The following is an 18,706-nucleotide window of genomic DNA, read 5'->3' as shown; positions in this document are numbered from 1 at the left end:
GGTGATGGCTTTTGGATTTAATCCGCGAAGGGTAACTTGGCCCCCTGATCATGGACCTGTTCAAAGGTTTCTGCCCGTAGCTGTTCTTGCGGTGTATTGAAATGCTTGCTACGCAGCTGGGCAATGGCTTGCTGCTTTGCTGTATCGGACATGCTGGACTGAGTAATCTGATCGCGTTCATCTAGATAGCCCGTCACCCGGTTTTTCCAGTCGCTGCGTTGTACATCCAGTTGCTCTAGTCGTTGTGTTGCTTCAGGACCGACCAGATTTATCCGCATCTGCCGGATTTCATCACGGGAACCGCCACGGGCTTTAATATCAGCGGTGAGTTTGCGCAGGTCTTCCAGTTTATTTAGTTGTTCCAGATTTTCCTGCCAGTCCTGCGGGAGTTGCTGAAACAGTGCTTTGAGCTTTTGGGCTTTTTCAACCTCAGTCAAGCTTTTGTCCGCCAGTACGCTCATCCGGTCCAGGGTATATTCATGATAGGCATCTTCTGTGCCGAACAAGCCCTCAATTTCATACTTGGAAAAGTATTGCTGGCGCAAATTCTGGGTACTGTTATAGATGCTACGATAATAGGCAGGATCTTCCTGATTCAGCCCGGCCGGTGCAGTGAGTTGGCCCAAACTCTGACGGTACTGGATATAACGATCCCATAAATCCAGAATTTGCGAGAGTGCTGGTTCTTTATGATTCTGGCGAATATAGGCTTTAAAATCCTGCTGGATCTGCTGCAGATTTTTTTCACCAAACTGGGTAATAAAATATTCGAAACAGTTGCGGGTCTGTTCATTCACGATCAGACGATTGCTGGCATCTAACTGCATTTGACAATTAATTTCGGTATCTTGTTGGCTGGCACTGGGGAAAGCTGCATTGGCAGGGCCATTGACCAAGAGTGCGGTTTGCTCTGCCTGAGTGTCAGTTACAGGCGTTTTTGTCCCGGTATCTGCCTGGGTATTTTCTTTTGGGGACAGCCATAAGATCAGTGTGAGTATGCACAGCACCAGCAAAGCCAGAATGATCCATATTTTATATTTCTGCATATCCTATGCACCTATTTTTCTCGTTATTTCATTATTTTTAGAGGTTTAAGCTTTTTAAAAGCGTTGAGTTGTTCAAACCGGCTCAATATGCCATAAAAATCATTAGAAACTATAGAAAAGTTGTAAATCCTCTCGCAGGGTTTTACCATGGCGCCAATTTATAGAATGTCTGATTTTTTGCCATGAAAGCATCATCTCCTAAAATTCAGCGTCGTCATCTTAGTGGCGTCTTCCTGCTTAATAAGCCTTTGGGCATCAGTTCCAATGCTGCATTGCAAAAAGTCCGCTGGTTGTATCGTGCACAAAAAGCTGGCCATACTGGCGCACTGGATCCGTTGGCATCCGGTTTATTGCCCGTGTGTTTGGGGGAGGCGACCAAGTTTTCGCATTATTTATTAGATTCGGTCAAGCGTTATCAGACGACCGTATTTTTGGGACATAGCACCACCACGGGCGATGTGGAAGGTGAGGTGCTTCTGGAAAAAGCGGTTCCTGAATTATCCGAGTCTTTGATTCAGGACACATTGGCGCAATTTGTGGGTGATATCCAGCAAGTGCCACCGATGTATTCCGCCTTGAAAAAAGAAGGCCGTCCTTTATACGAACTGGCGCGCAAAGGTATAGAGATTGAACGTGAAGCACGTCCGATTACAATTTTAGCAATTGAGCTTTTATCTTTTACGGAGAACAGTATCACGCTGGATATTACCTGTTCTAAAGGGACTTATATCCGGGTTTTGGGGGAAGATATTGCCAAAGCGCTGGGAACTTATGGCCATCTGACTTATCTGCACCGCATCAAAACCGGCCATTTTGATTTGATTCCGAGTTATACCATTGAATATCTGGAAAGCCTGAGCGAAGCAGAGCGTGATGCACTGTTGTTGCCGGCCTATGCACCGGTTGATCATTTTCCAAAAGTGCAGGTACCCGAAGGTCGTGCAGAATATTTTAGCCGCGGCATGGAAAGCAATATCGAACATGAAGCAGCTGAACAGGTGCTGGTTTTTGATAGCGAGAAATGTCTGGGTCTGGCAGAAATCACCGACAAAAAACGTCTGGTACCCAAACGCGTCCTGAACCTTTAATCGAGCCAAGATATGGAAATTGAGATCATCATCAGTCTGGTTGTCTTTGCATTTTTTGCAGGGGCGATTGATGCTGCCGTGGGCGGTGGTGGTCTGATCCAGATCCCGGCAATTATGGGGAGTTTACCGCATTTACTGCCTGCTACGGTCTTTGGCACCAATAAACTCGCGTCCATTTGTGGCACCGCTTCTGCGGCATTTTCCTATCTGCGTCAGGTAAAACTGCCCTGGTTGCTCTTGGGCGTGATTGCACTATGCAGTTTTGTCAGTTCTTTTATTGGTGCAGCCAGCGTTACGCTAATTCCAGTCGAGATCCTTAAGCCTTTTGTGCTGGTCATGTTGATCGTGATCGCAATCTATACCTTAATGAAAAAACAGTTCGGTCAGGTGCATACCGAACAAAAACTGAATCGGAAAATGCTGATTCTGGCTGCTTTGGGCAGTCTGGCGATAGGCTTTTATGATGGTATCTTTGGTCCGGGCACCGGCAGTTTCTTTATTTTCTTTTTTATTCGCTATTTGAGCGTCGACTTCCTGCATGCATCGGCCTTATCGAAGATTGCCAATTTCACCACCAACCTGGCCGCCTTAAGCTTTTTTATTCCCAGTGGCAATGTACTGTTTATGGTCGGGGCAATGATGGCGGTAGCCAATATTTGTGGTTCCTTGGTCGGGGTGCGTTTGGCATTTAAATATGGTAGTGGTTTTATCCGGATTTTATTCCTGGTTCTGGTCAGTCTGCTGATTTGCCGGATGGCATACCAGATGTTTTTTTAGATCTAAACCCGATGTAAATCATTCTCGATATTAAAATTTCTTAACAAATCACTGTATAAACTGCGTCTGAACCTGTTCTGAAAATCTTCTAGAATCAATGATATGAAAAATAAAACAATCGGAGAAATATCGGAATGACGACTATTTTTGAAGCATTAAGAGAGAGTCATGAGATCCAGCGTGATCTTGCAGAAAAATTATTACAGACTTCCGGGGATACACCAGAACGCCGCGAGCTGTTCAAGCAACTGAAAAATGAATTGTTTGCCCATGAAGCTGCGGAAGACCGTTATTTTTATATTCCCTTGATGATGACCGATTCGGGCCTGAATATTACCCGCCATGCCTTGGCCGAACATCATGAAATGGACGAAATGATCGAGGAACTGACCGCAACTGAATTGAGTAATCCGGGCTGGATTGCCATGGCCAAAAAACTTTCCGAAAAGGTGCATCATCACTTAAAAGAAGAAGAACATGGTTTCTTCCAGCAGGCCGGAAAAATTCTGGATGAAAAGCAGAAGACCGCTTTGGCAGTGCAGTACCAGAATGAATACCAGCGTTATAAAGACATGAAAAAAGATATGCTGGTACAAAGCTAAGCTTTAAATTCAAGTTGAATAAATAAAAAAGATGGCAGTAGTGCCATCTTTTTTATGCCTTCTATATTTTTCTTTCAAAGTAAGTAAAAACACAGAATGGATAGAATATTTAATCAGTTGTTCAAATTCCAATAAGCCTTTTAGTTATTCCGCTCTGCCGATCCTTGACGGGCGGCACGTACCGTCACGCCGACTGATGCCAGCATGATACAGATCAGTGCCACGGTCTGAAGAAGCGTAATTTTTTCGCCTAATAGTACAAAACCGGCCAGTGCAGCCAAAGCCGGAGACAGGCTGGATAGAGTACCATAGCTGGTTTTATTCAAATGCTGAAGTGCCTTTAAATCCAGAGCATAAGGAATGGCTGTTGCCAGTACAGCAATACTAATTGCCTTGCCCCAATACTGGGTGTCTATCAAGGCAGGAGCATTGTTATACAGTCCGATCGGTAACAGGCATAAGGCTGAAATACTGATCGCAATAGTCAGTGCATGCATGCCGATATTTTGCTGCACCACACGTTGGCCAAAGAAAATATACAGTGCCCAGCATAAACCCGCACCTAAAGCACAGGCGGCGCCGATCAGGTCGAAATTACTGCTATTGGCCTGTCCCCAGGGCACCATCAGTACAATACCCAGAATTGCCAGCATTACCCAGACATAATCTTTGCGGTTTTGAATCGAAATAAGAGCCAGGCCGAGCGGACCAATAAATTCTAGCCCTACCGCAATCCCTTGGGGGAGTTTGCCCAGCGACATGTAGAACAGGATATTCATTACGCCTAAAGCGGCACTATAGCAGAGTAAATCCCGCCATTTCAAAAAAGGCAAACGCTGAATGATTTTCCAGGAACGAAACATCACGCCGACAATGATCGCGGCAAAACAGAGTCTTAAAATGGTCACTGTAATAGGGTCAAGGACCAGAAAAAGCTGCTTGGCAAAGGACGCACTGATCTGGTACGACGTCATGGATAAAACCATGTACAACACAGCAAGGAGTTGGGCGTTTGGCATGGGAGTTACTTACACCAGAAAGGTGTAATCAGGACATTGAAGAAAGCGGGATTATAGCAAAACGGTTAATTTTTGATGAGTAGGGCAGAGCAATATTTTCTCAGGGTTCAGTAATATCTGGACTCAATCCAGCCGGGTTTTTGGCTTGATCAAATCTATGAGGATCGGCTTTTCAAAATTAAAGTGACCTGAGGTGTGATTACAAATTAATCAATTTTTAATTTGATCTTATTTTTATATTTATTAAAATGTCTTAGATCCCGATTCGGGGTGGCATTAAAATAACAATGAAAATAATAAGGTAGATAATAATGAAATTAAGAATACTTTCCTGCGCGATTTTAAGCTGTATGCTTGCAGCATGTGGAGGCTCTGATAATTCTGATAATAATACACCAGCTCCTAGCCCACCGGCTCCGACCAATCCTAGTAATCCGAATAATCCTGGAACTCCGGGTGATGGCGCATCAGACACGGTTTCGGAATTCTATAACTACCAGTTCAACCTGCCGAATGCTGAAGCCCCAGAGATGGAGTCGAAAAAACTTCTATTGGCCAGTCATAAAAATAAAATTACTGACGGCATATTATATGCAGATGATAACAGCGCCGTGGATACTGAATATGATATTGAAGATGACATGGTCTTCCCGACTTATGTCACAGACAAAGGTGTATTCCCTGCAGATCAGACCCGTACATCATTCGGCTATAAGATGGAAAAAGTACTGGAAAATACGACAACTGAATATAAGAGCCGTCCTGTAACCATACCGGAGAACAACATCAGCAATCATCGTCACATAGCATGGTACGATCTTTCAGGCAAAGCATTAACTGAGCGTACCAATATTGCTGGGGTGAAAATGTATGAGGATACTGAGACCAGAACCTTGTTTAACAGTGATAGCGCCACAGCAGCTGACCGCAAATATTATAATACCTTTGCGACCAATTTTATTGATTTGCAGAAGGCCCGTAAGTTCCCGAATGGATCTAAATGTTTCCGTCTTCTGGCTGAACACCCTGAAGAAGAATATATCGAATTTAACCCGGTAGAAAAAACTCGCTATACCACACTGGCTGAATGGCAGGCACAAGCCTCTGTCCAGGAGATGGCAAAAACTATTCTAGATGGCACCATGGCTGGTTTGAAATATAAAAAGGCAGAATATAAAGATGCTGCCATGCAATATTACAAATATTTCGGTGCGATCGAATATCAGGGAGGAATTTATGACAGTGCCTTCTCGGAACATGGGGAACATATTGATCATGACGATTATATTGCCCAATCAAGACAGGTTGCCTTGGACAGATTAAAGGCAGAAGATGCAAGCTCTTTAATGATCAAATGGACAGAATACAGTTATGAGCAGCTTGCTTCTGCTTGTGATGGCTACAATGTTGCAGCAGCCAATGCACTGAATACGGCAATTAAAGACGCTACACCACGGTAAAATCATTTTAATACAGCTATCTTAAATAAAGGCGCTCTAGCGCCTTTATTTGTCTTCAAGTTTTTTGTCTTTGAGTCGTGACCGTGCAGCCAATTGAAGCGCTAATAATGGTGGCCAGTGCCAGCCATTGGGTCCATAATAAGGTTTCACCCAGGAATACAAAACCGGAAAGCGCTGCAACTGCAGGTTCCAGACTCATCAAGGTCCCAAAACTCAAGGCAGTTAAATTTCGCAGGGCAATCATTTCCAGCGTAAAAGGCAGGGCACTGGCCAGCACAGCCAAAGCGACAAAATACAGCAAGCTCATCGGTTCAAAAGTATGTGCTGGCATTCCTGTAAAGAGTGCAATTGGCATCAGTACCAGCATGCCGAAAAACATGCCCAGACACACCGTATGATTGCCGGAAACCCCAGAAGGCTTCTGTCCAGCGACGATATACAGTGCCCAGCAGGCACCTGCACCCAAGGCAAATAGAATTCCGATCGGATCAAGCTGTTGCGTGGCCTGATTAAAAGGAAACAGCAGCACCAGTCCCAGAATTGCCATTCCAACCCAGACAAAGTCAAACTTTTGCCGGGCGTGGAACAGGGCAACACTTAAGGGGCCAATAAATTCAAAAGAAACTGCAATTCCGAGAGGCAGGCGATCAATCGCCAGATAGAACAGCATATTCATACCAGCCAGAGCTAGCCCATAGCTGATAATCGCTGACCATTTCACCTGTTTGAAGTTAATTTGCCAGATTTTAAAAATCAGTGCCAAAATCAATGCACCGATGAGCAGGCGCATGGCTGAAACGGTCAGAATGGGAAACTGACCGAACAGATACTTGGCAAAGGAACCACTACTTTGCATACTGATCATGGCGATTAGCAAAATCAGCGGCGCTTGCACCACTGGTGCAATTTTAAAATTTGGCATGACTAAATTTGTTTCGATGACTCGAAGAGCGGGAGCGCAGCAAACGCTGGATCAGGCTTAAACCTAAAAACCTTGAAGCAATAAAAAAAGCCACAGCTCGAAGACTGTGGCTTTTTTAAAATCTGAATTAGAACAATACGCGTACGCGAATTGTGCCCTCAACGTTGTGAAGCGTTTCCAGTGCTTCCTGAGATGCAGTCGCATCGACATCCATGACCAGGTAACCCACATCGCCTTTAGTCATCAGAGACTGACCAGAAATGTTGATGCCGTGTTCAGCAAACAGGTTGTTGATCTTGGACAAGACGCCTGGAATGTTTTTGTGGATGTGAAGAAGACGGTGTTTGCCCTCAGTCAATGGAAGCGCAATTTCCGGGAAGTTCACAGCAGAAAGAGTCATGCCTTTATCTGAGTAAGCAACAAATTTCTCAGCCACTTCCAGACCGATGTTCGCCTGAGCTTCCATGGTAGAACCACCCACGTGTGGAGTCAGAATCACGTTTGGCAGGTTACGTAGTGGAGAAACGAATTCTTCACCATTTGCTTTTGGCTCTTTCGGGAAGACGTCTACGGCAGCACCTGCAATGTGACCAGACTTGATCGCATCTGCCAGATCTTCAATTACGACACATGTACCACGTGCCGCATTCAGGAAGATTGAACCTTCTTTCATTTGCGCAAACTGTTCTTTGCCAAAGAAATTACGGGTAGATGGCAGATCCGGAACGTGTAGAGTAACCACGTCTGCATTGGCAAGTAATTCGCCCATAGAGCCGACTTGACGTGCATTACCTAAAGGTAATTTGGTCACCGCATCATAATAGATTACTTTCATGCCCAGACTTTCAGCCAGTACAGAAAGTTGTGAACCGATTGAACCGTAACCTACGATACCTAAAGTTTTACCACGTGTTTCGAATGAACCGACAGCCGATTTGTTCCAGCCACCTGCATGTGTATCTGTTGATTTTTCAGGTACACGGCGCAGAAGAAGAATAGTTTCTGCCAATACCAGTTCAGCAACTGAACGTGTATTTGAATACGGTGCATTAAATACCGGAATACCGCGACGCATTGCAGCATCAAGATTGACCTGATTGGTACCGATACAGAAGCAGCCTACTGCAATCAGTTTGTTCGCGGCTTCAAATACTTCTTCAGTCAATTGAGTACGGGAACGAATACCGACAAAGTGTGCATCTTTAATCGCTTCTTTCAGTGCTTCGCCTTCGAGCGCTGTTTTGCGATAGTCGATGTTGGTATATCCAGCTGCATTCAATGTATCGATTGCGTTCTGGTGAACGCCTTCTAGCAATAGAAAACGGATTTTATCTTTAGGTAGAGAAAGATGTTGGCTCATTACGGCTCCGCTACAAAGGCCAAATTTAGTCGCGGTATGATAGCACAGGAATGGGGCGGTTATACATTTCCTTGATGGCTACAATATCAGCTATTTTTGCAAGTGATAGTAGTGAAAATGATAGAACTGGTTGAATTAAACCATCATTTTCAAAGGTATATTATCAAAATTGTCATTTTTTCAGGGAAACGCCAAAAAATAGCTTATAATATTGCGCCATGCTGTTTAAGCTCCCATTTTTGGTGCTTTAATCAGCATGTTTCGCCTGATTTGTATCCATGTTTTTATGCATAAAAAATGTGCAAATGAACCAGCGAAGTCTTTCTTGTTTAAATCATGCTAGGTCTGCAAACGATGAATGCTCCAGTCGCTTTAACCCCTGAGTTATTGACCCAATTGACTGCAATTGTGGGTGAAAACCGTATTAAAACCGATACGGATAGCCTCCAGAATTGGGGTCGCGATCATACCAAGCACTTTGAACCAAACCCGTCAGTCGTTGTTTTTCCATCCTCAACGGAACAGGTCCAAGACATCGTAAAACTGGCCAACCAGTTCAATGTTGCAGTGACACCATCGGGTGGCCGTACCGGTCTTTCCGCAGGTGCAGTTGCAGCCAACGGCGAGATCGTGGTGAGCATGGACAAGATGAACCAGATTCTGGAATTCTTCCCGGCAGACCGTATGGTACGCGTGCAGGCAGGTGTGGTGACTGAACAGTTGCAGAACTATGCTGAAGAACAGGGCATGTACTATCCTGTTGACTTTGCTTCAGCAGGTTCATCACAAATCGGCGGAAATATCGGGACCAATGCTGGCGGCATTAAAGTAATTAAATACGGCATGACCCGTAACTGGGTACTCGGCCTGACTGTGGTAACCGGTAAAGGTGACATCCTTCGCTTGAACAAGGGCATGATCAAGAATGCAACCGGTTACGCACTTCAACACTTATTCATCGGTGGTGAAGGCACGCTGGGTCTAGTAACTGAAGCTGAAATTAAATTAGAGCGTCAACCACAAGACCTGCAAGTGATGGTTCTGGGTGTACCTGATTTTGATGCAATCATGCCGTTATTGCATGCCTTCCAGGCGAAAATTGATTTAACCGCATTCGAGTTCTTTGGTGAACTGGCGATGCAAAAAGTCTTGGCCAATGGCCATGTACAGCGTCCATTTGAAACCGAATGTCCATTCTACGTGTTGCTTGAGTTTGAAGCGCCGTTTGAACCGATTATGGACAAGGCGATGGAAATCTTCGAGCACTGTATGGAACAGGGCTGGGTACTGGACGGCGTGATGAGCCAAAGCCTTGATCAAGTAGAAAGCTTATGGCGTTTACGCGAAGATATTTCAGAATCTATTGCGCCGTTCATTCCATATAAAAATGACATTTCAGTTCTGATCACGCACGTTCCTGCATTCATTAAAGAAATCGATGCGATTGTGAGTGAGAACTATCCTGATTTTGAAATCTGCTGGTTCGGTCATATTGGTGACGGTAACCTGCACTTGAATATCCTGAAACCTGAAAACTTAAGCAAAGATGAATTCTTTGCCAAATGTCAGGTCGTGAACAAGTATGTCTTTGATACCGTGAAAAAATATGACGGTTCAATTTCTGCGGAACATGGTGTAGGTATGACCAAGAAGCCATATCTTGAATATTCGCGTTCTGCGGAAGAGATTGAATATATGAAAGCCCTGAAAAAAGTCTTTGATCCAAAGGGCATCATGAACCCGGGTAAACTTTTCGATCTTTAATTGTTCGAAATTAAAAAAGCGCATCGAAAGGTGCGCTTTTTTATTGCTGTGTAAATACAGTTACAGAGTCTAAATAGTCTTCGATTCAAAAGCTCGGCATGATGTGTTGGAATAATAATGACAATTTGGGGTTAAACAATATGTTACGGATATTGGCAGTCATAACTTTAGCTTTCGGTGTGATGGGGTCGGGTTGTACCACCACGCAACAGGTCATTGCAAAAGTACAGTCTTCTTCAGATACGCCCTTGGAACAGGTTTTGAAAATGAGACCGGATTTGCGTAAGGAACTGGCGACGGTTGAATTGCGCCAGTTCTTCAATAAGGCGGAGACACCTACCATTGGGCAGGTCAAAGTAACTGAAACCCGTTTAAAGGACGATTCAGTGCGTTCAGTCCAGACCATTTACTATTTTAGCCGTAAAAACGGGAGCTGGAAGCTGGATAATACTGACAGGTCCTATCGTTGCATGCGTGGGGCAAATACCAAAACTTTCCAGAAAGCGGTCTGTCCATAATAGTGTTTGATCTTTAGACAGATTTTGGTTAAAAGCGTATCTAAGTGATGCGCTTTTTTGTTTTGGAAGATTATCTCTACGATCAATTATATTTATTCAGAGCGTTTGAATATCTCATCTGCTAAAATTCCTGCTTTCTATTTTAGATAAAGCTCATTCTGCTTCATCCGGCAGACTGACAATAAAAACTCCCATGCAAAATATCCAGATCCAAAAACTGACCCGTGCCACACTCATGTTCCCGCTGGCACTGGTCTTGTTTGAATTCTCCGTCTATATCTGTAATGACCTGATTCAGCCGGCCATGCTGGCGATTACCCGTGATTTTGGCGTGAGTAGTTCATGGGCACCATCCTCCATGTCCTTTTTCCTGTTGGGTGGGGCATTTGTCGCAGCGATTCTGGGACCTTTGTCCGATCGTCTTGGACGTAAAACGGTACTGCTTGGTGGTGTGGCATTTTTTACCATCAGCTGTCTGGCTATTTTATTAACACCCAATATCGAAAGTTTCTTATTTCTGCGCTTTTTACAGGGCTTTGGCCTGTCCTTTATTACCGCTGTAGGTTATGCCGCCATTCAGGAAAGCTTTGAAGAACGTGATGCCATCAAAGTCATGGCACTGATGGCCAATGTGTCTTTGCTGGCACCCTTGCTAGGACCAGTGCTGGGTGCCTTTATGATTGATCACATCTCCTGGCATTGGGGTTTTATCGGGATCGCATTTCTTTCATTTCTGAGCTGGTTCGGCCTGAAAGCTAAAATGCCAAACCTGAACGTCAGTATTCCCAGACAGCCGGTCAGCTATATTCTGGATGACTTTAAACAGGTTCTAAAAAATAAACGCTTTGTGATCATGACTGTAGCCTTGCCTTTGGTAAGTTTGCCTTTGATGTTATGGATTGCCTTGTCACCGGTGATTCTGGTCGAGCAATTTGGATTCAGTAGTGTGCAATATGGTCTGGCGCAGTTTCCAGTCTTGGGCGGCCTGATTGCAGGTAATCTGATTCTGCTGAAAATTATCGATAAAATGCCGCTGGGTAAAACCGTATTATTGGGTCTGCCACTGATGCTGTTGGGTGCCGGTTTATTGATGCTGGGTTTATTGATTCCAGAGTATTTTGTTCATTGTCTGATTATCGGCACCACTTGTATCAGTCTAGGTGAGGGGGTAAGTTTTTCGGTACTTTACCGTTTTGCACTGATGTCTTCAGAAGTGTCCAAAGGCACGGTGGCCGCGACGGTTTCTATTATCCTGATGCTCAGCTTTTTTGTGGTCATTGAAGCAGTAAGAATGGCATATGAAACCTACGATATCTGGGCCTACTGTGCTGCCTCTTTGATTCTGATTGCACTCTGGTTTACTTTGCCACGCATGCAACTCAAACAGTTAATGCTGGAAAGACAGGAGCGTGGAGAGTTTTGATTTTTTAAAATTTATTTTTTGCTTAAAGATTATTTTCTAAGAAATTTACCTCTCCCTAGCCCTCACTTGCGCTTCGTTTTAAAAGCGGTACTTTAAAACTTGCTTAGGAGAGGGAATTTTCATTAAATTTAATGGTTTTTAGAATTAATAATGAAGAATAGATAGATATTGAAGGTCCTCTCTCCCTGTGGGAGAGAGTTAGAGAGAGGGAGCAATTAAGCTTCTTCCGCTACCGGTAGCTCTAGCTTCTTCAGTTTCATATCAAATAGGAATGGACCGAAAGGCAGAATCGAAGCGATTAAACCCATCACAAACATGCTGAGAGACCATTTCTGTTTTTCACATACCGCGAATAAAACCACCAGAAATAGCACAAACAGTACCCCATGCCCCATACCGACATATTTGACCAGAATCGGATTATCCATCATATATTTCACTGGCATCGCGATAAATAACAGCAGCAGGAATGAAATCCCTTCAAGCAAACCGACCAGACGCAAAGTTTTGATGTTCATAATACATATTGATTTAACCAAATTAGTTTTGAGTGTACCGAATATCACCTGAATATTGAATCTTAATAATAAAGATATATTCAATATTTTTAATAAGTTATAACCAAGTAAAGCAGTTGGTTATTTAATCTCGGCACCTAGTAATTCATGACGTAATTTTAGTAATTCCGGTAAGGTTTCCAGCAATAAACTGATCTGTTTCAGCACCAAAAGCAGATGTGCTGAGAGGTTTTCCTGTGTACTTAAGCGTTGAATTTCTGCCAGTTTATGATCAATGTCATAGGTATCTAAAGGCTGTTGTTGCAGCAATACCCCAGTTAAAGTTTGCTTGCACCAACGCATTAAATCCAGAATTTGTGTATCAGTAACCTGCTCACGGTGACTCCCCAATGCTGCAATATAACTGAGCTGGCTATGGCTATAGACCAGATAGCGAAAGGCACTTTTAACCAGTTGCGGATCTGGATTCGGTTCGGTGCTCAGGCTTGAAATCATGCTGGATAAATCAATCTGTGCATTGTGGGCCAGACGCCGTGCAGTCCGGTAAGCAATACTGTTATCTTTACCGTTTTGATATTGTTCGACCACTGCAGCAAAATAGTCCAGTGTAGCAAGCGATGATTTTTTAATATTGCTAGAAATATTACGAAAATTCCAGTCAGGCCAGATCCAGCTTACTGCCATCCATGCAATCAGACAGCCTATGAGGGTATCAATAATACGCGGTAAAATAATGGCATAACCGGCACCTTTCAGGTTAAAAATCAGGAGTACCATCAGGGTCGCCATGAGAGTGGCCATGGCATATTTTTTGGAACGTAGATAGAAAAAACCGACACCAAAAATTACTGTCAGGAGTAACTGACCTTCGACACTTGGCACAAAATACAGAATGGGAACGCCCAGCATGACCCCCAATAATGTTCCTAGGGTCCGCAATTTGAGCCGGCTTTTGGTGGCAAAATAACTGATCTGACAGACAAACAGGCTGGTCAGTAAAATCCAGTAGCCATTTTTCGCAAAGGGCAATAATGAAATGGCATAGCCGACTAGAAACACAATGGCAATCCGCACCGCATGCCGAAAGAGTGCCGATTGCGGACTCAAGTGTGGTTTGAGTTTCAGCCAGAGATCTGTGCTATCGCGAATATCATCATCAAACAGGCTCAGGTCATCAAAATGCTGCTGATAGCGTGGCTTATACAGTGCCTGTTGATCATGCAGGTGTTGTAACTGCTCATGTACACTCAGCAGATTGGCCAGAATAAGCTGTAAATTTTTAACTTCAATATTCTGTGGGTGTTGGGCAATCCAGTCCTGCATCGATTCCTGTAAATGTTTTAATGCCAGTTCATCATCTGCAGACAGATAAAATTTTTCATTGCGCAGCACACAGCCTGCCAGATGCTGACAGGCAAGGGCTTGCAAGCGGATATTTTTTTGAATCCGGAAAATCAGGTCAGTGCGGCTAAAATGCTGTTCGATCTGTTCATAATGCAGATAATTGGCTGTGGCCTGTTCATGAATATCCTGCATCAGAAAATACAGATTCAGCCAGTAAATGGTATTGCGATTGGCACGCGATGCTTTGAGTCGGGTCAATAGCGAATCTTTGCTGCGGTTAAAACTCTGAATGACTAAAGTATTTTTAAGGGACAACTCATAGAGCAGGTTTTCAACATTCGGATGCTGGTCCGGATCAAACAGTTTGGCTTTACTCAGCAGTAAATCCGACATGTGCTGCAAGCTTTGTGCGAGATTTTCCTGAACCTGCAAGGTAGGACGCAGCAGAAAAAATAGAATAGACGTCAGGCCGTACCATAGTGCTCCAATGACAAAATAAAGCGGCTGTTCATACCAGTGCTGATATTCGCCCAAGCCGAACATGGTATAGATTGACAGTAAAATGGTGCCAAATGAAATTGTGGCATAACGTTGGCCTAAGGCACCCATTAGAATAAACAGCGCACTCGATAGCGATAGCCACAGTGCAAACCAGAATTTATGTGGAGCAAGAAATTCCAGAATGCTGCTAACACTAAAAAACAGAATGATGACCAGTAACAGGTTGCGCAAACGCAGGCTTAGCCGGTCATCAAAATCAGTCAGTGCCGTGGCAATTGCTCCTAAAGTTACTGGAACGATCAAAAACTCATAACCCAGAAATTTCAGACCGAAAGTAGTACCTAAAAACACCAGCAGGATCTGCAGGCAATAAGTTATCAGCGCACTGGACTGAAAGGGCAGCAGGACAGGTTTTATAATTTTAACAAAAGTAGCAGTCGCAGGTCGGGCAGCATTCACAGGGACAGGATCCGGAAAGTAAAAACGCAAAGTTCTGAATGCAATTTAGACGCCAAAATAAAAGAAAAATCCATGAAAAAACGAGCATATTGCCCGTTTTCTCTATTTGGTCATTGGCATGAGGGTATTTAGATCACACCACAGGCAATACGTTCACCGCCGCCGCCTAATGGTAATGGGGTGTCGGAATAGTTGTCCCCACCAGCATGAACCATAATGGCACGACCCTGAACATCAGCCAGTTTCAGGCGTGGTGCAAGCAGGGTGACACGCGCAGTTCCATCAGTCTTAACTTTCAACGCTGGTAAATCGCCTAAGTGACCGGTTGTTGGCGTACCGTGATGTGGTGCCTGATTCGGATTGTAATGGCTACCTGCTGCCAGTGCTGCACCCATCTTGCCATCTTTCATTGCAGGTGCACATGATCCATTTTCATGAATATGGAAACCGCGCTCACCTGCAGGAAGCTGTTTCAGGTTGGTGCGAATGACCAGACCAGCTGGGCTGTCACTGAGTAATACGGTACCAATCTCTTGGCCTACACCTTGAGCAGTTACTGCATTTAAAGTCACTGCTCTGACCACTTCGTTTGATGGAGAGGTTGAGGCACAACCGGTAAAAAGTGCTGCGCTTAATGCGCAAAGTGTCGTAATTTTAAACAATGAAGACATGATTCTGGCATCCTGATCTTTATTCTGTTTGGTGAAATCATTTAAACAGAGCAAGACCAGAAGCTCTATATAAAATCAGTACTTAAATGTTTTGTTTTGTTTAAGTCGATTAAATATATGCTTCAAGGTGCTTTGGGTGGTGTCTCTTTTGTTTCCGGATCAATCTCATGTGCCAGGGTCGCTTTAGGCATCATTAATGGTTCATTTATATTACTTTCATGTAACCATTCACGCCAGATAGCCAGGAGTACAGCCAGAATCACCGGGCCAATAAATACCCCCACCAGACCGAAGCTGGCAATACCGCCCAGCACTCCAAACATGATCAGCAGGAAAGGAATCTGCGTTGCACCAGAAATTACCAGGGGACGAATGACGTTATCGGCGGTACTGACCACACAGACACCCCAAACCATGACTCCAATAGCTTCAATGGTTTGTCCTTGCGAAAACAGCCACAGTGCGACCGAACTATAGGCAAGAGGTGGACCGAAAGGAATCAGGGCAAAAATAAAGGTCACAATGGTTAAAACCATCGGATTTGGAACACCTGCAACAAAATAACTCATACCTGCCAGCAGAGCCTGGGCAATTGCAGTTAAACCGACCCCATAGACCACCGCTCGGGTAGTGGCAGAGATAGTAGAAAAATAATGATGCACACGTGGTCCGACCACCATTTCAAAGGCTTTACGCACCTGATTTAAAATGGTCTGACCATCACGGTAGAAGAAAAACAGCGAAAGTATGGCAAAACATAATTTAAATATATTTTTGCTGACTTCGTTCAGTACCACTTTGCCATAATTCAGATGACCTTGAATCCAGGTCGATACCGACAGCGCGATACTCTGCGGATCGGTATTGATTTCATTTAAGGTCCGGCTGATCTCCTTGCCGACAATCGGAAGTCCACGAATAAAATCAGGTACATTCAGATGACCGGAAAAGACCTGTCGCTGCAATTCCATATACAGGTTACGGCCTTCATGCTGCAACATGAAAATAGCAAAAATAAACGGAAGACCGAATACCAGAATCACGGCCAGAATCATCAGGGTCGCACTCAGTGTCGGGCGATTGCCACACATACGTAACACTGATTGATACAGGGGCCAAGTCATATAGGCAATAATTGCCGCCCAAACTACAGGAATGATGAAATACTTGAGTATATGAAAACTCAAAAAAATCAGGATAAAGAACAATCCAAATAATAAGACTTTTTGTAATATAGGCGCGTATTGTTGCACTGAATTTAATGACTCATTTTTAGGTCGTGTTCAGGCATATTAACTGAAAAAAAAGCGATCGAAAATGCTGCATTGCCAAGTAGCGTGATTATTTTCCAAGAGCTGCAGCCTGATTCAGTCTATTGACTCAAAACCATTGACTTGGATCATCAATAATCGCATTTAGTACCGGTTGCCATTGATCCTGCAGTTCCCGGTAAATTTTTTGTTGTTTATCAAAGACTGAAAGACCTTCCATCGCTAAACGGCTATAAGGGGCGCGTTCCGAAATCCAGGCCACCGGCTGTTGGTCGATTTTGTCAAAAAATTGTTGTATATCCTGATTGCTGGCTGCATTTGCTTTGGTGCGATTGGCCAGAAGCAAAATTTCGACCTTGCCTTTGCGGATACGTTTAATGTCCTGTAAATGTTTGAGAAAACGGCGGGTTGAATCGATATCAAAAAAAGAAGGCTGGATCGGGATGATAATCGCATGTGCTTCACTGACCAGCTGTTCCGCATGATCGTCACTTAACGCACCTGGTGCATCAATAATCAGGTATTCAATCTGCTTGGGAGCATCACCAATGGATTTGCTATTGCGCCAGTCCAGACTTTGAATAGGTGCCGCCTGTGCCGGGCGGTGCTTAAGCCATTGCAATGTGGATTTCTGGTTGTCGGCATCGGCCAATGCCACTGTATAACCCTTTTGTGCGAGTGCTGACGCCAAACTAATGGCTGTCATGGTTTTACCACAACCGCCTTTCTGATTCGCAACTAAAATTGTTTTCATGACTCAAGGTGATTTTATTCTGTTCCAGCCTAGCATATCATTCTTTTCAAGTATGCAAATGGCCGATATCCTCAACTTCAGTCGAATGCGATGTTATAAAAATCAAGTAAATTAGGAAGATTGAATGTCCATATGGATGGCCATGCTGATTGGCGCATGTATCGGGGTGGTATTGACCACTATTATTTTAAGTCAGACACGCAACGGACGGATCAAGGCCGAATATGAGCAGTATATCGCCGAGCTGGAACTGGAGCATCAGCAATCCCTCATTGCCGCGCAAAAGCGCAGTGTAAATACTAGCCGTGCCGTTCTCAAAGGCAAAATGGCTGAACAGCTCGCACCGATCATGCCGGAATTTCAATATCTGCCGAGTGATGCTAAGTTTCTGGGCGATCCGGTAGATTATGTGGTCTTTGACGGCTATAGCGATTTTCGTGACGGGGAAGGCGCAGCCGAAGATATTGAAGTCGTCTTGATTGATATTAAAAGTGGAGGTGCACGTCTGACCAAAGGCCAGCAAGCCATTGCCCGATCGATTCAGGAAGGACGGGTACGTTTTGAAACTGTTCGGATTGATTTTGAGGATTAATCCAAACCTCATGCAGAATAAAAAACTATGCAAAAACTACTGATCACTGCACTGCTGTTTATACTTGGACTTTGGGTCTGGAATGAGTTTTTTCGTGCTATTCCACATCTGCAAGAAAAAGGCGTACTTAAAAATTTTAAAGTAGAACCGGTCAAGCATATTTCAGAAATCTATATTGTGCATGATCAGCGCTTTGTAAAACCCACCCGTCGGGTTCTGCATCAGGCGAGTCCTGTGGTGGGGAGTTTTAATGATCTGGCCTATCTCAGCAATATTGATGTGCTGTTGCTGACTCAGCCGTTGCCAGCCATGCAGGCAACATTGGAGTTTGATGAAGTAAAACGCTGTTATCAGGTTGAAGGACAAATCAGCGAGGCGGATCATAACTTCATCAATACGCATGTACAGCATTTCAGTCTGATTGCTGCCACTGAAAAAATTGCCGATCAGATTCGCCGGTTAAAACCAGGACAGAAAATTACTCTTAGTGGTGATCTGGTTACCGTTCATTCAGGCACGACTGGACAAGAATTTACGGTGGGTACAGGTTCTAAATATCGTGGCCATTGCCAGTTACTGCGAGTGACTCAGATTCAACATCACTAAAAAGATCAGAG

18 protein-coding genes are annotated in these 18,706 nt (G+C 44.1%); 9 read left to right on the top strand and 9 right to left on the bottom strand.

Annotated elements, in window-relative coordinates:
• Positions 1 to 17: 17 nt before the first annotated feature.
• Positions 18 to 1,046: a lipase secretion chaperone gene (locus AY605_RS00650; protein ID WP_064094569.1), complete on the bottom strand. Its 1,029-nt coding sequence runs from the start codon at positions 1,044 to 1,046 to the stop codon at positions 18 to 20.
• Positions 1,047 to 1,228: 182 nt separating this feature from the next.
• Here AY605_RS00650 and truB point away from each other — a divergent pair, with 182 nt between their 5' ends.
• The 3 genes from truB (at position 1,229) to AY605_RS00635 (ending at position 3,513) form a co-directional block, all read left to right on the top strand.
• A complete protein-coding gene (gene truB / locus AY605_RS00645) occupies positions 1,229 to 2,134 on the top strand; it encodes a tRNA pseudouridine(55) synthase TruB (RefSeq protein WP_064094568.1) in 906 nt (301 codons plus the stop codon).
• A 12-nt stretch (positions 2,135 to 2,146) separates the two neighbouring features.
• A complete protein-coding gene (locus AY605_RS00640) occupies positions 2,147 to 2,911 on the top strand; it encodes a sulfite exporter TauE/SafE family protein (protein WP_064094567.1) in 765 nt (254 codons plus the stop codon).
• A 134-nt stretch (positions 2,912 to 3,045) separates the two neighbouring features.
• Complete coding sequence (locus AY605_RS00635; protein WP_005248295.1) at positions 3,046 to 3,513, top strand: hemerythrin domain-containing protein; 468 nt, start codon at positions 3,046 to 3,048, stop codon at positions 3,511 to 3,513.
• Positions 3,514 to 3,653: 140 nt separating this feature from the next.
• Here AY605_RS00635 and AY605_RS00630 read toward each other — a convergent pair whose 3' ends face one another.
• On the bottom strand, positions 3,654 to 4,532 hold the full coding sequence (locus tag AY605_RS00630; protein WP_064094566.1) for an EamA family transporter: 879 nt from the start codon (positions 4,530 to 4,532) through the stop codon (positions 3,654 to 3,656).
• A gap of 311 nt (positions 4,533 to 4,843) precedes the next feature.
• Here AY605_RS00630 and AY605_RS00625 point away from each other — a divergent pair, with 311 nt between their 5' ends.
• Positions 4,844 to 5,992, top strand: coding sequence for a hypothetical protein (locus AY605_RS00625; RefSeq protein WP_064094565.1), 1,149 nt, complete (start codon positions 4,844 to 4,846; stop codon positions 5,990 to 5,992).
• A 55-nt stretch (positions 5,993 to 6,047) separates the two neighbouring features.
• On the opposite strand, the gene AY605_RS00620 is transcribed toward AY605_RS00625, so the two are convergent.
• Positions 6,048 to 6,914, bottom strand: coding sequence for an EamA family transporter (locus AY605_RS00620; RefSeq protein ID WP_064094564.1), 867 nt, complete (start codon positions 6,912 to 6,914; stop codon positions 6,048 to 6,050).
• Positions 6,915 to 7,041: 127 nt separating this feature from the next.
• Positions 7,042 to 8,274, bottom strand: coding sequence for a phosphoglycerate dehydrogenase (gene serA, locus AY605_RS00615; RefSeq protein ID WP_064094563.1), 1,233 nt, complete (start codon positions 8,272 to 8,274; stop codon positions 7,042 to 7,044).
• A gap of 354 nt (positions 8,275 to 8,628) precedes the next feature.
• Between serA and AY605_RS00610 the strand changes: the two genes are divergently transcribed.
• The 3 genes from AY605_RS00610 to AY605_RS00600 all read left to right on the top strand — a co-directional run bounded on the left by AY605_RS00610 (position 8,629) and on the right by AY605_RS00600 (position 11,979).
• On the top strand, positions 8,629 to 10,038 hold the full coding sequence (locus AY605_RS00610; RefSeq protein ID WP_064095166.1) for an FAD-binding oxidoreductase: 1,410 nt from the start codon (positions 8,629 to 8,631) through the stop codon (positions 10,036 to 10,038).
• A gap of 140 nt (positions 10,039 to 10,178) precedes the next feature.
• Complete coding sequence (locus tag AY605_RS00605) at positions 10,179 to 10,556, top strand: hypothetical protein (RefSeq protein ID WP_064094562.1); 378 nt, start codon at positions 10,179 to 10,181, stop codon at positions 10,554 to 10,556.
• A gap of 193 nt (positions 10,557 to 10,749) precedes the next feature.
• On the top strand, positions 10,750 to 11,979 hold the full coding sequence (locus tag AY605_RS00600) for an MFS transporter (RefSeq protein WP_064094561.1): 1,230 nt from the start codon (positions 10,750 to 10,752) through the stop codon (positions 11,977 to 11,979).
• Positions 11,980 to 12,194: 215 nt separating this feature from the next.
• Here the strand turns inward: AY605_RS00600 and AY605_RS00595 are convergent, their stop codons facing one another.
• From AY605_RS00595 to AY605_RS00575, 5 genes are all read right to left on the bottom strand, one after another.
• On the bottom strand, positions 12,195 to 12,497 hold the full coding sequence (locus AY605_RS00595) for a DUF3817 domain-containing protein (protein WP_064094560.1): 303 nt from the start codon (positions 12,495 to 12,497) through the stop codon (positions 12,195 to 12,197).
• Between the two features lie 120 nt (positions 12,498 to 12,617).
• Positions 12,618 to 14,762, bottom strand: coding sequence for a YccS family putative transporter (gene yccS / locus AY605_RS00590; protein WP_064095165.1), 2,145 nt, complete (start codon positions 14,760 to 14,762; stop codon positions 12,618 to 12,620).
• 167 nt (positions 14,763 to 14,929) lie between these two features.
• Positions 14,930 to 15,472, bottom strand: a complete 543-nt coding sequence (gene sodC / locus AY605_RS00585; protein ID WP_064094559.1) for a superoxide dismutase family protein — start codon at positions 15,470 to 15,472, stop codon at positions 14,930 to 14,932.
• A 122-nt stretch (positions 15,473 to 15,594) separates the two neighbouring features.
• On the bottom strand, positions 15,595 to 16,725 hold the full coding sequence (locus AY605_RS00580) for an AI-2E family transporter (RefSeq protein ID WP_064094558.1): 1,131 nt from the start codon (positions 16,723 to 16,725) through the stop codon (positions 15,595 to 15,597).
• A gap of 127 nt (positions 16,726 to 16,852) precedes the next feature.
• The gene (locus tag AY605_RS00575) at positions 16,853 to 17,497 is read right to left on the bottom strand and encodes a ParA family protein (protein ID WP_064094557.1); all 645 of its coding nucleotides are present in this window, start codon (positions 17,495 to 17,497) and stop codon (positions 16,853 to 16,855) included.
• Between the two features lie 124 nt (positions 17,498 to 17,621).
• On the opposite strand from AY605_RS00575, the gene AY605_RS00570 reads away from it, so the two are divergent.
• On the top strand, positions 17,622 to 18,089 hold the full coding sequence (locus AY605_RS00570) for a Holliday junction resolvase-like protein (RefSeq protein WP_064094556.1): 468 nt from the start codon (positions 17,622 to 17,624) through the stop codon (positions 18,087 to 18,089).
• A gap of 27 nt (positions 18,090 to 18,116) precedes the next feature.
• On the top strand, positions 18,117 to 18,695 hold the full coding sequence (locus tag AY605_RS00565; protein ID WP_064094555.1) for a hypothetical protein: 579 nt from the start codon (positions 18,117 to 18,119) through the stop codon (positions 18,693 to 18,695).
• Positions 18,696 to 18,706 lie beyond the last annotated feature (11 nt).

This window comes from Acinetobacter sp. SFD (assembly GCF_001647575.1).
Lineage (GTDB): Bacteria > Pseudomonadota > Gammaproteobacteria > Pseudomonadales > Moraxellaceae > Acinetobacter > Acinetobacter pecorum.
This window is presented reverse-complemented; position numbering and strand designations above follow the sequence as displayed.

Bases quoted from the DNA above. Each gene is read 5' to 3' on its own strand.
- AY605_RS00650 (WP_064094569.1), bottom strand. From the start codon at position 1,046: ATGCAGAAATATAAAATATGGATCATTCTGGCTTTGCTGGTGCTGTGC.
- truB (WP_064094568.1), top strand. From the start codon at position 1,229: ATGAAAGCATCATCTCCTAAAATTCAGCGTCGTCATCTTAGTGGCGTC.
- AY605_RS00640 (WP_064094567.1), top strand. From the start codon at position 2,147: ATGGAAATTGAGATCATCATCAGTCTGGTTGTCTTTGCATTTTTTGCA.
- AY605_RS00635 (WP_005248295.1), top strand. From the start codon at position 3,046: ATGACGACTATTTTTGAAGCATTAAGAGAGAGTCATGAGATCCAGCGT.
- AY605_RS00630 (WP_064094566.1), bottom strand. From the start codon at position 4,532: ATGCCAAACGCCCAACTCCTTGCTGTGTTGTACATGGTTTTATCCATG.
- AY605_RS00625 (WP_064094565.1), top strand. From the start codon at position 4,844: ATGAAATTAAGAATACTTTCCTGCGCGATTTTAAGCTGTATGCTTGCA.
- AY605_RS00620 (WP_064094564.1), bottom strand. From the start codon at position 6,914: ATGCCAAATTTTAAAATTGCACCAGTGGTGCAAGCGCCGCTGATTTTG.
- serA (WP_064094563.1), bottom strand. From the start codon at position 8,274: ATGAGCCAACATCTTTCTCTACCTAAAGATAAAATCCGTTTTCTATTG.
- AY605_RS00610 (WP_064095166.1), top strand. From the start codon at position 8,629: ATGAATGCTCCAGTCGCTTTAACCCCTGAGTTATTGACCCAATTGACT.
- AY605_RS00605 (WP_064094562.1), top strand. From the start codon at position 10,179: ATGTTACGGATATTGGCAGTCATAACTTTAGCTTTCGGTGTGATGGGG.
- AY605_RS00600 (WP_064094561.1), top strand. From the start codon at position 10,750: ATGCAAAATATCCAGATCCAAAAACTGACCCGTGCCACACTCATGTTC.
- AY605_RS00595 (WP_064094560.1), bottom strand. From the start codon at position 12,497: ATGAACATCAAAACTTTGCGTCTGGTCGGTTTGCTTGAAGGGATTTCA.
- sodC (WP_064094559.1), bottom strand. From the start codon at position 15,472: ATGTCTTCATTGTTTAAAATTACGACACTTTGCGCATTAAGCGCAGCA.
- AY605_RS00575 (WP_064094557.1), bottom strand. From the start codon at position 17,497: ATGAAAACAATTTTAGTTGCGAATCAGAAAGGCGGTTGTGGTAAAACC.
- AY605_RS00570 (WP_064094556.1), top strand. From the start codon at position 17,622: ATGTCCATATGGATGGCCATGCTGATTGGCGCATGTATCGGGGTGGTA.
- AY605_RS00565 (WP_064094555.1), top strand. From the start codon at position 18,117: ATGCAAAAACTACTGATCACTGCACTGCTGTTTATACTTGGACTTTGG.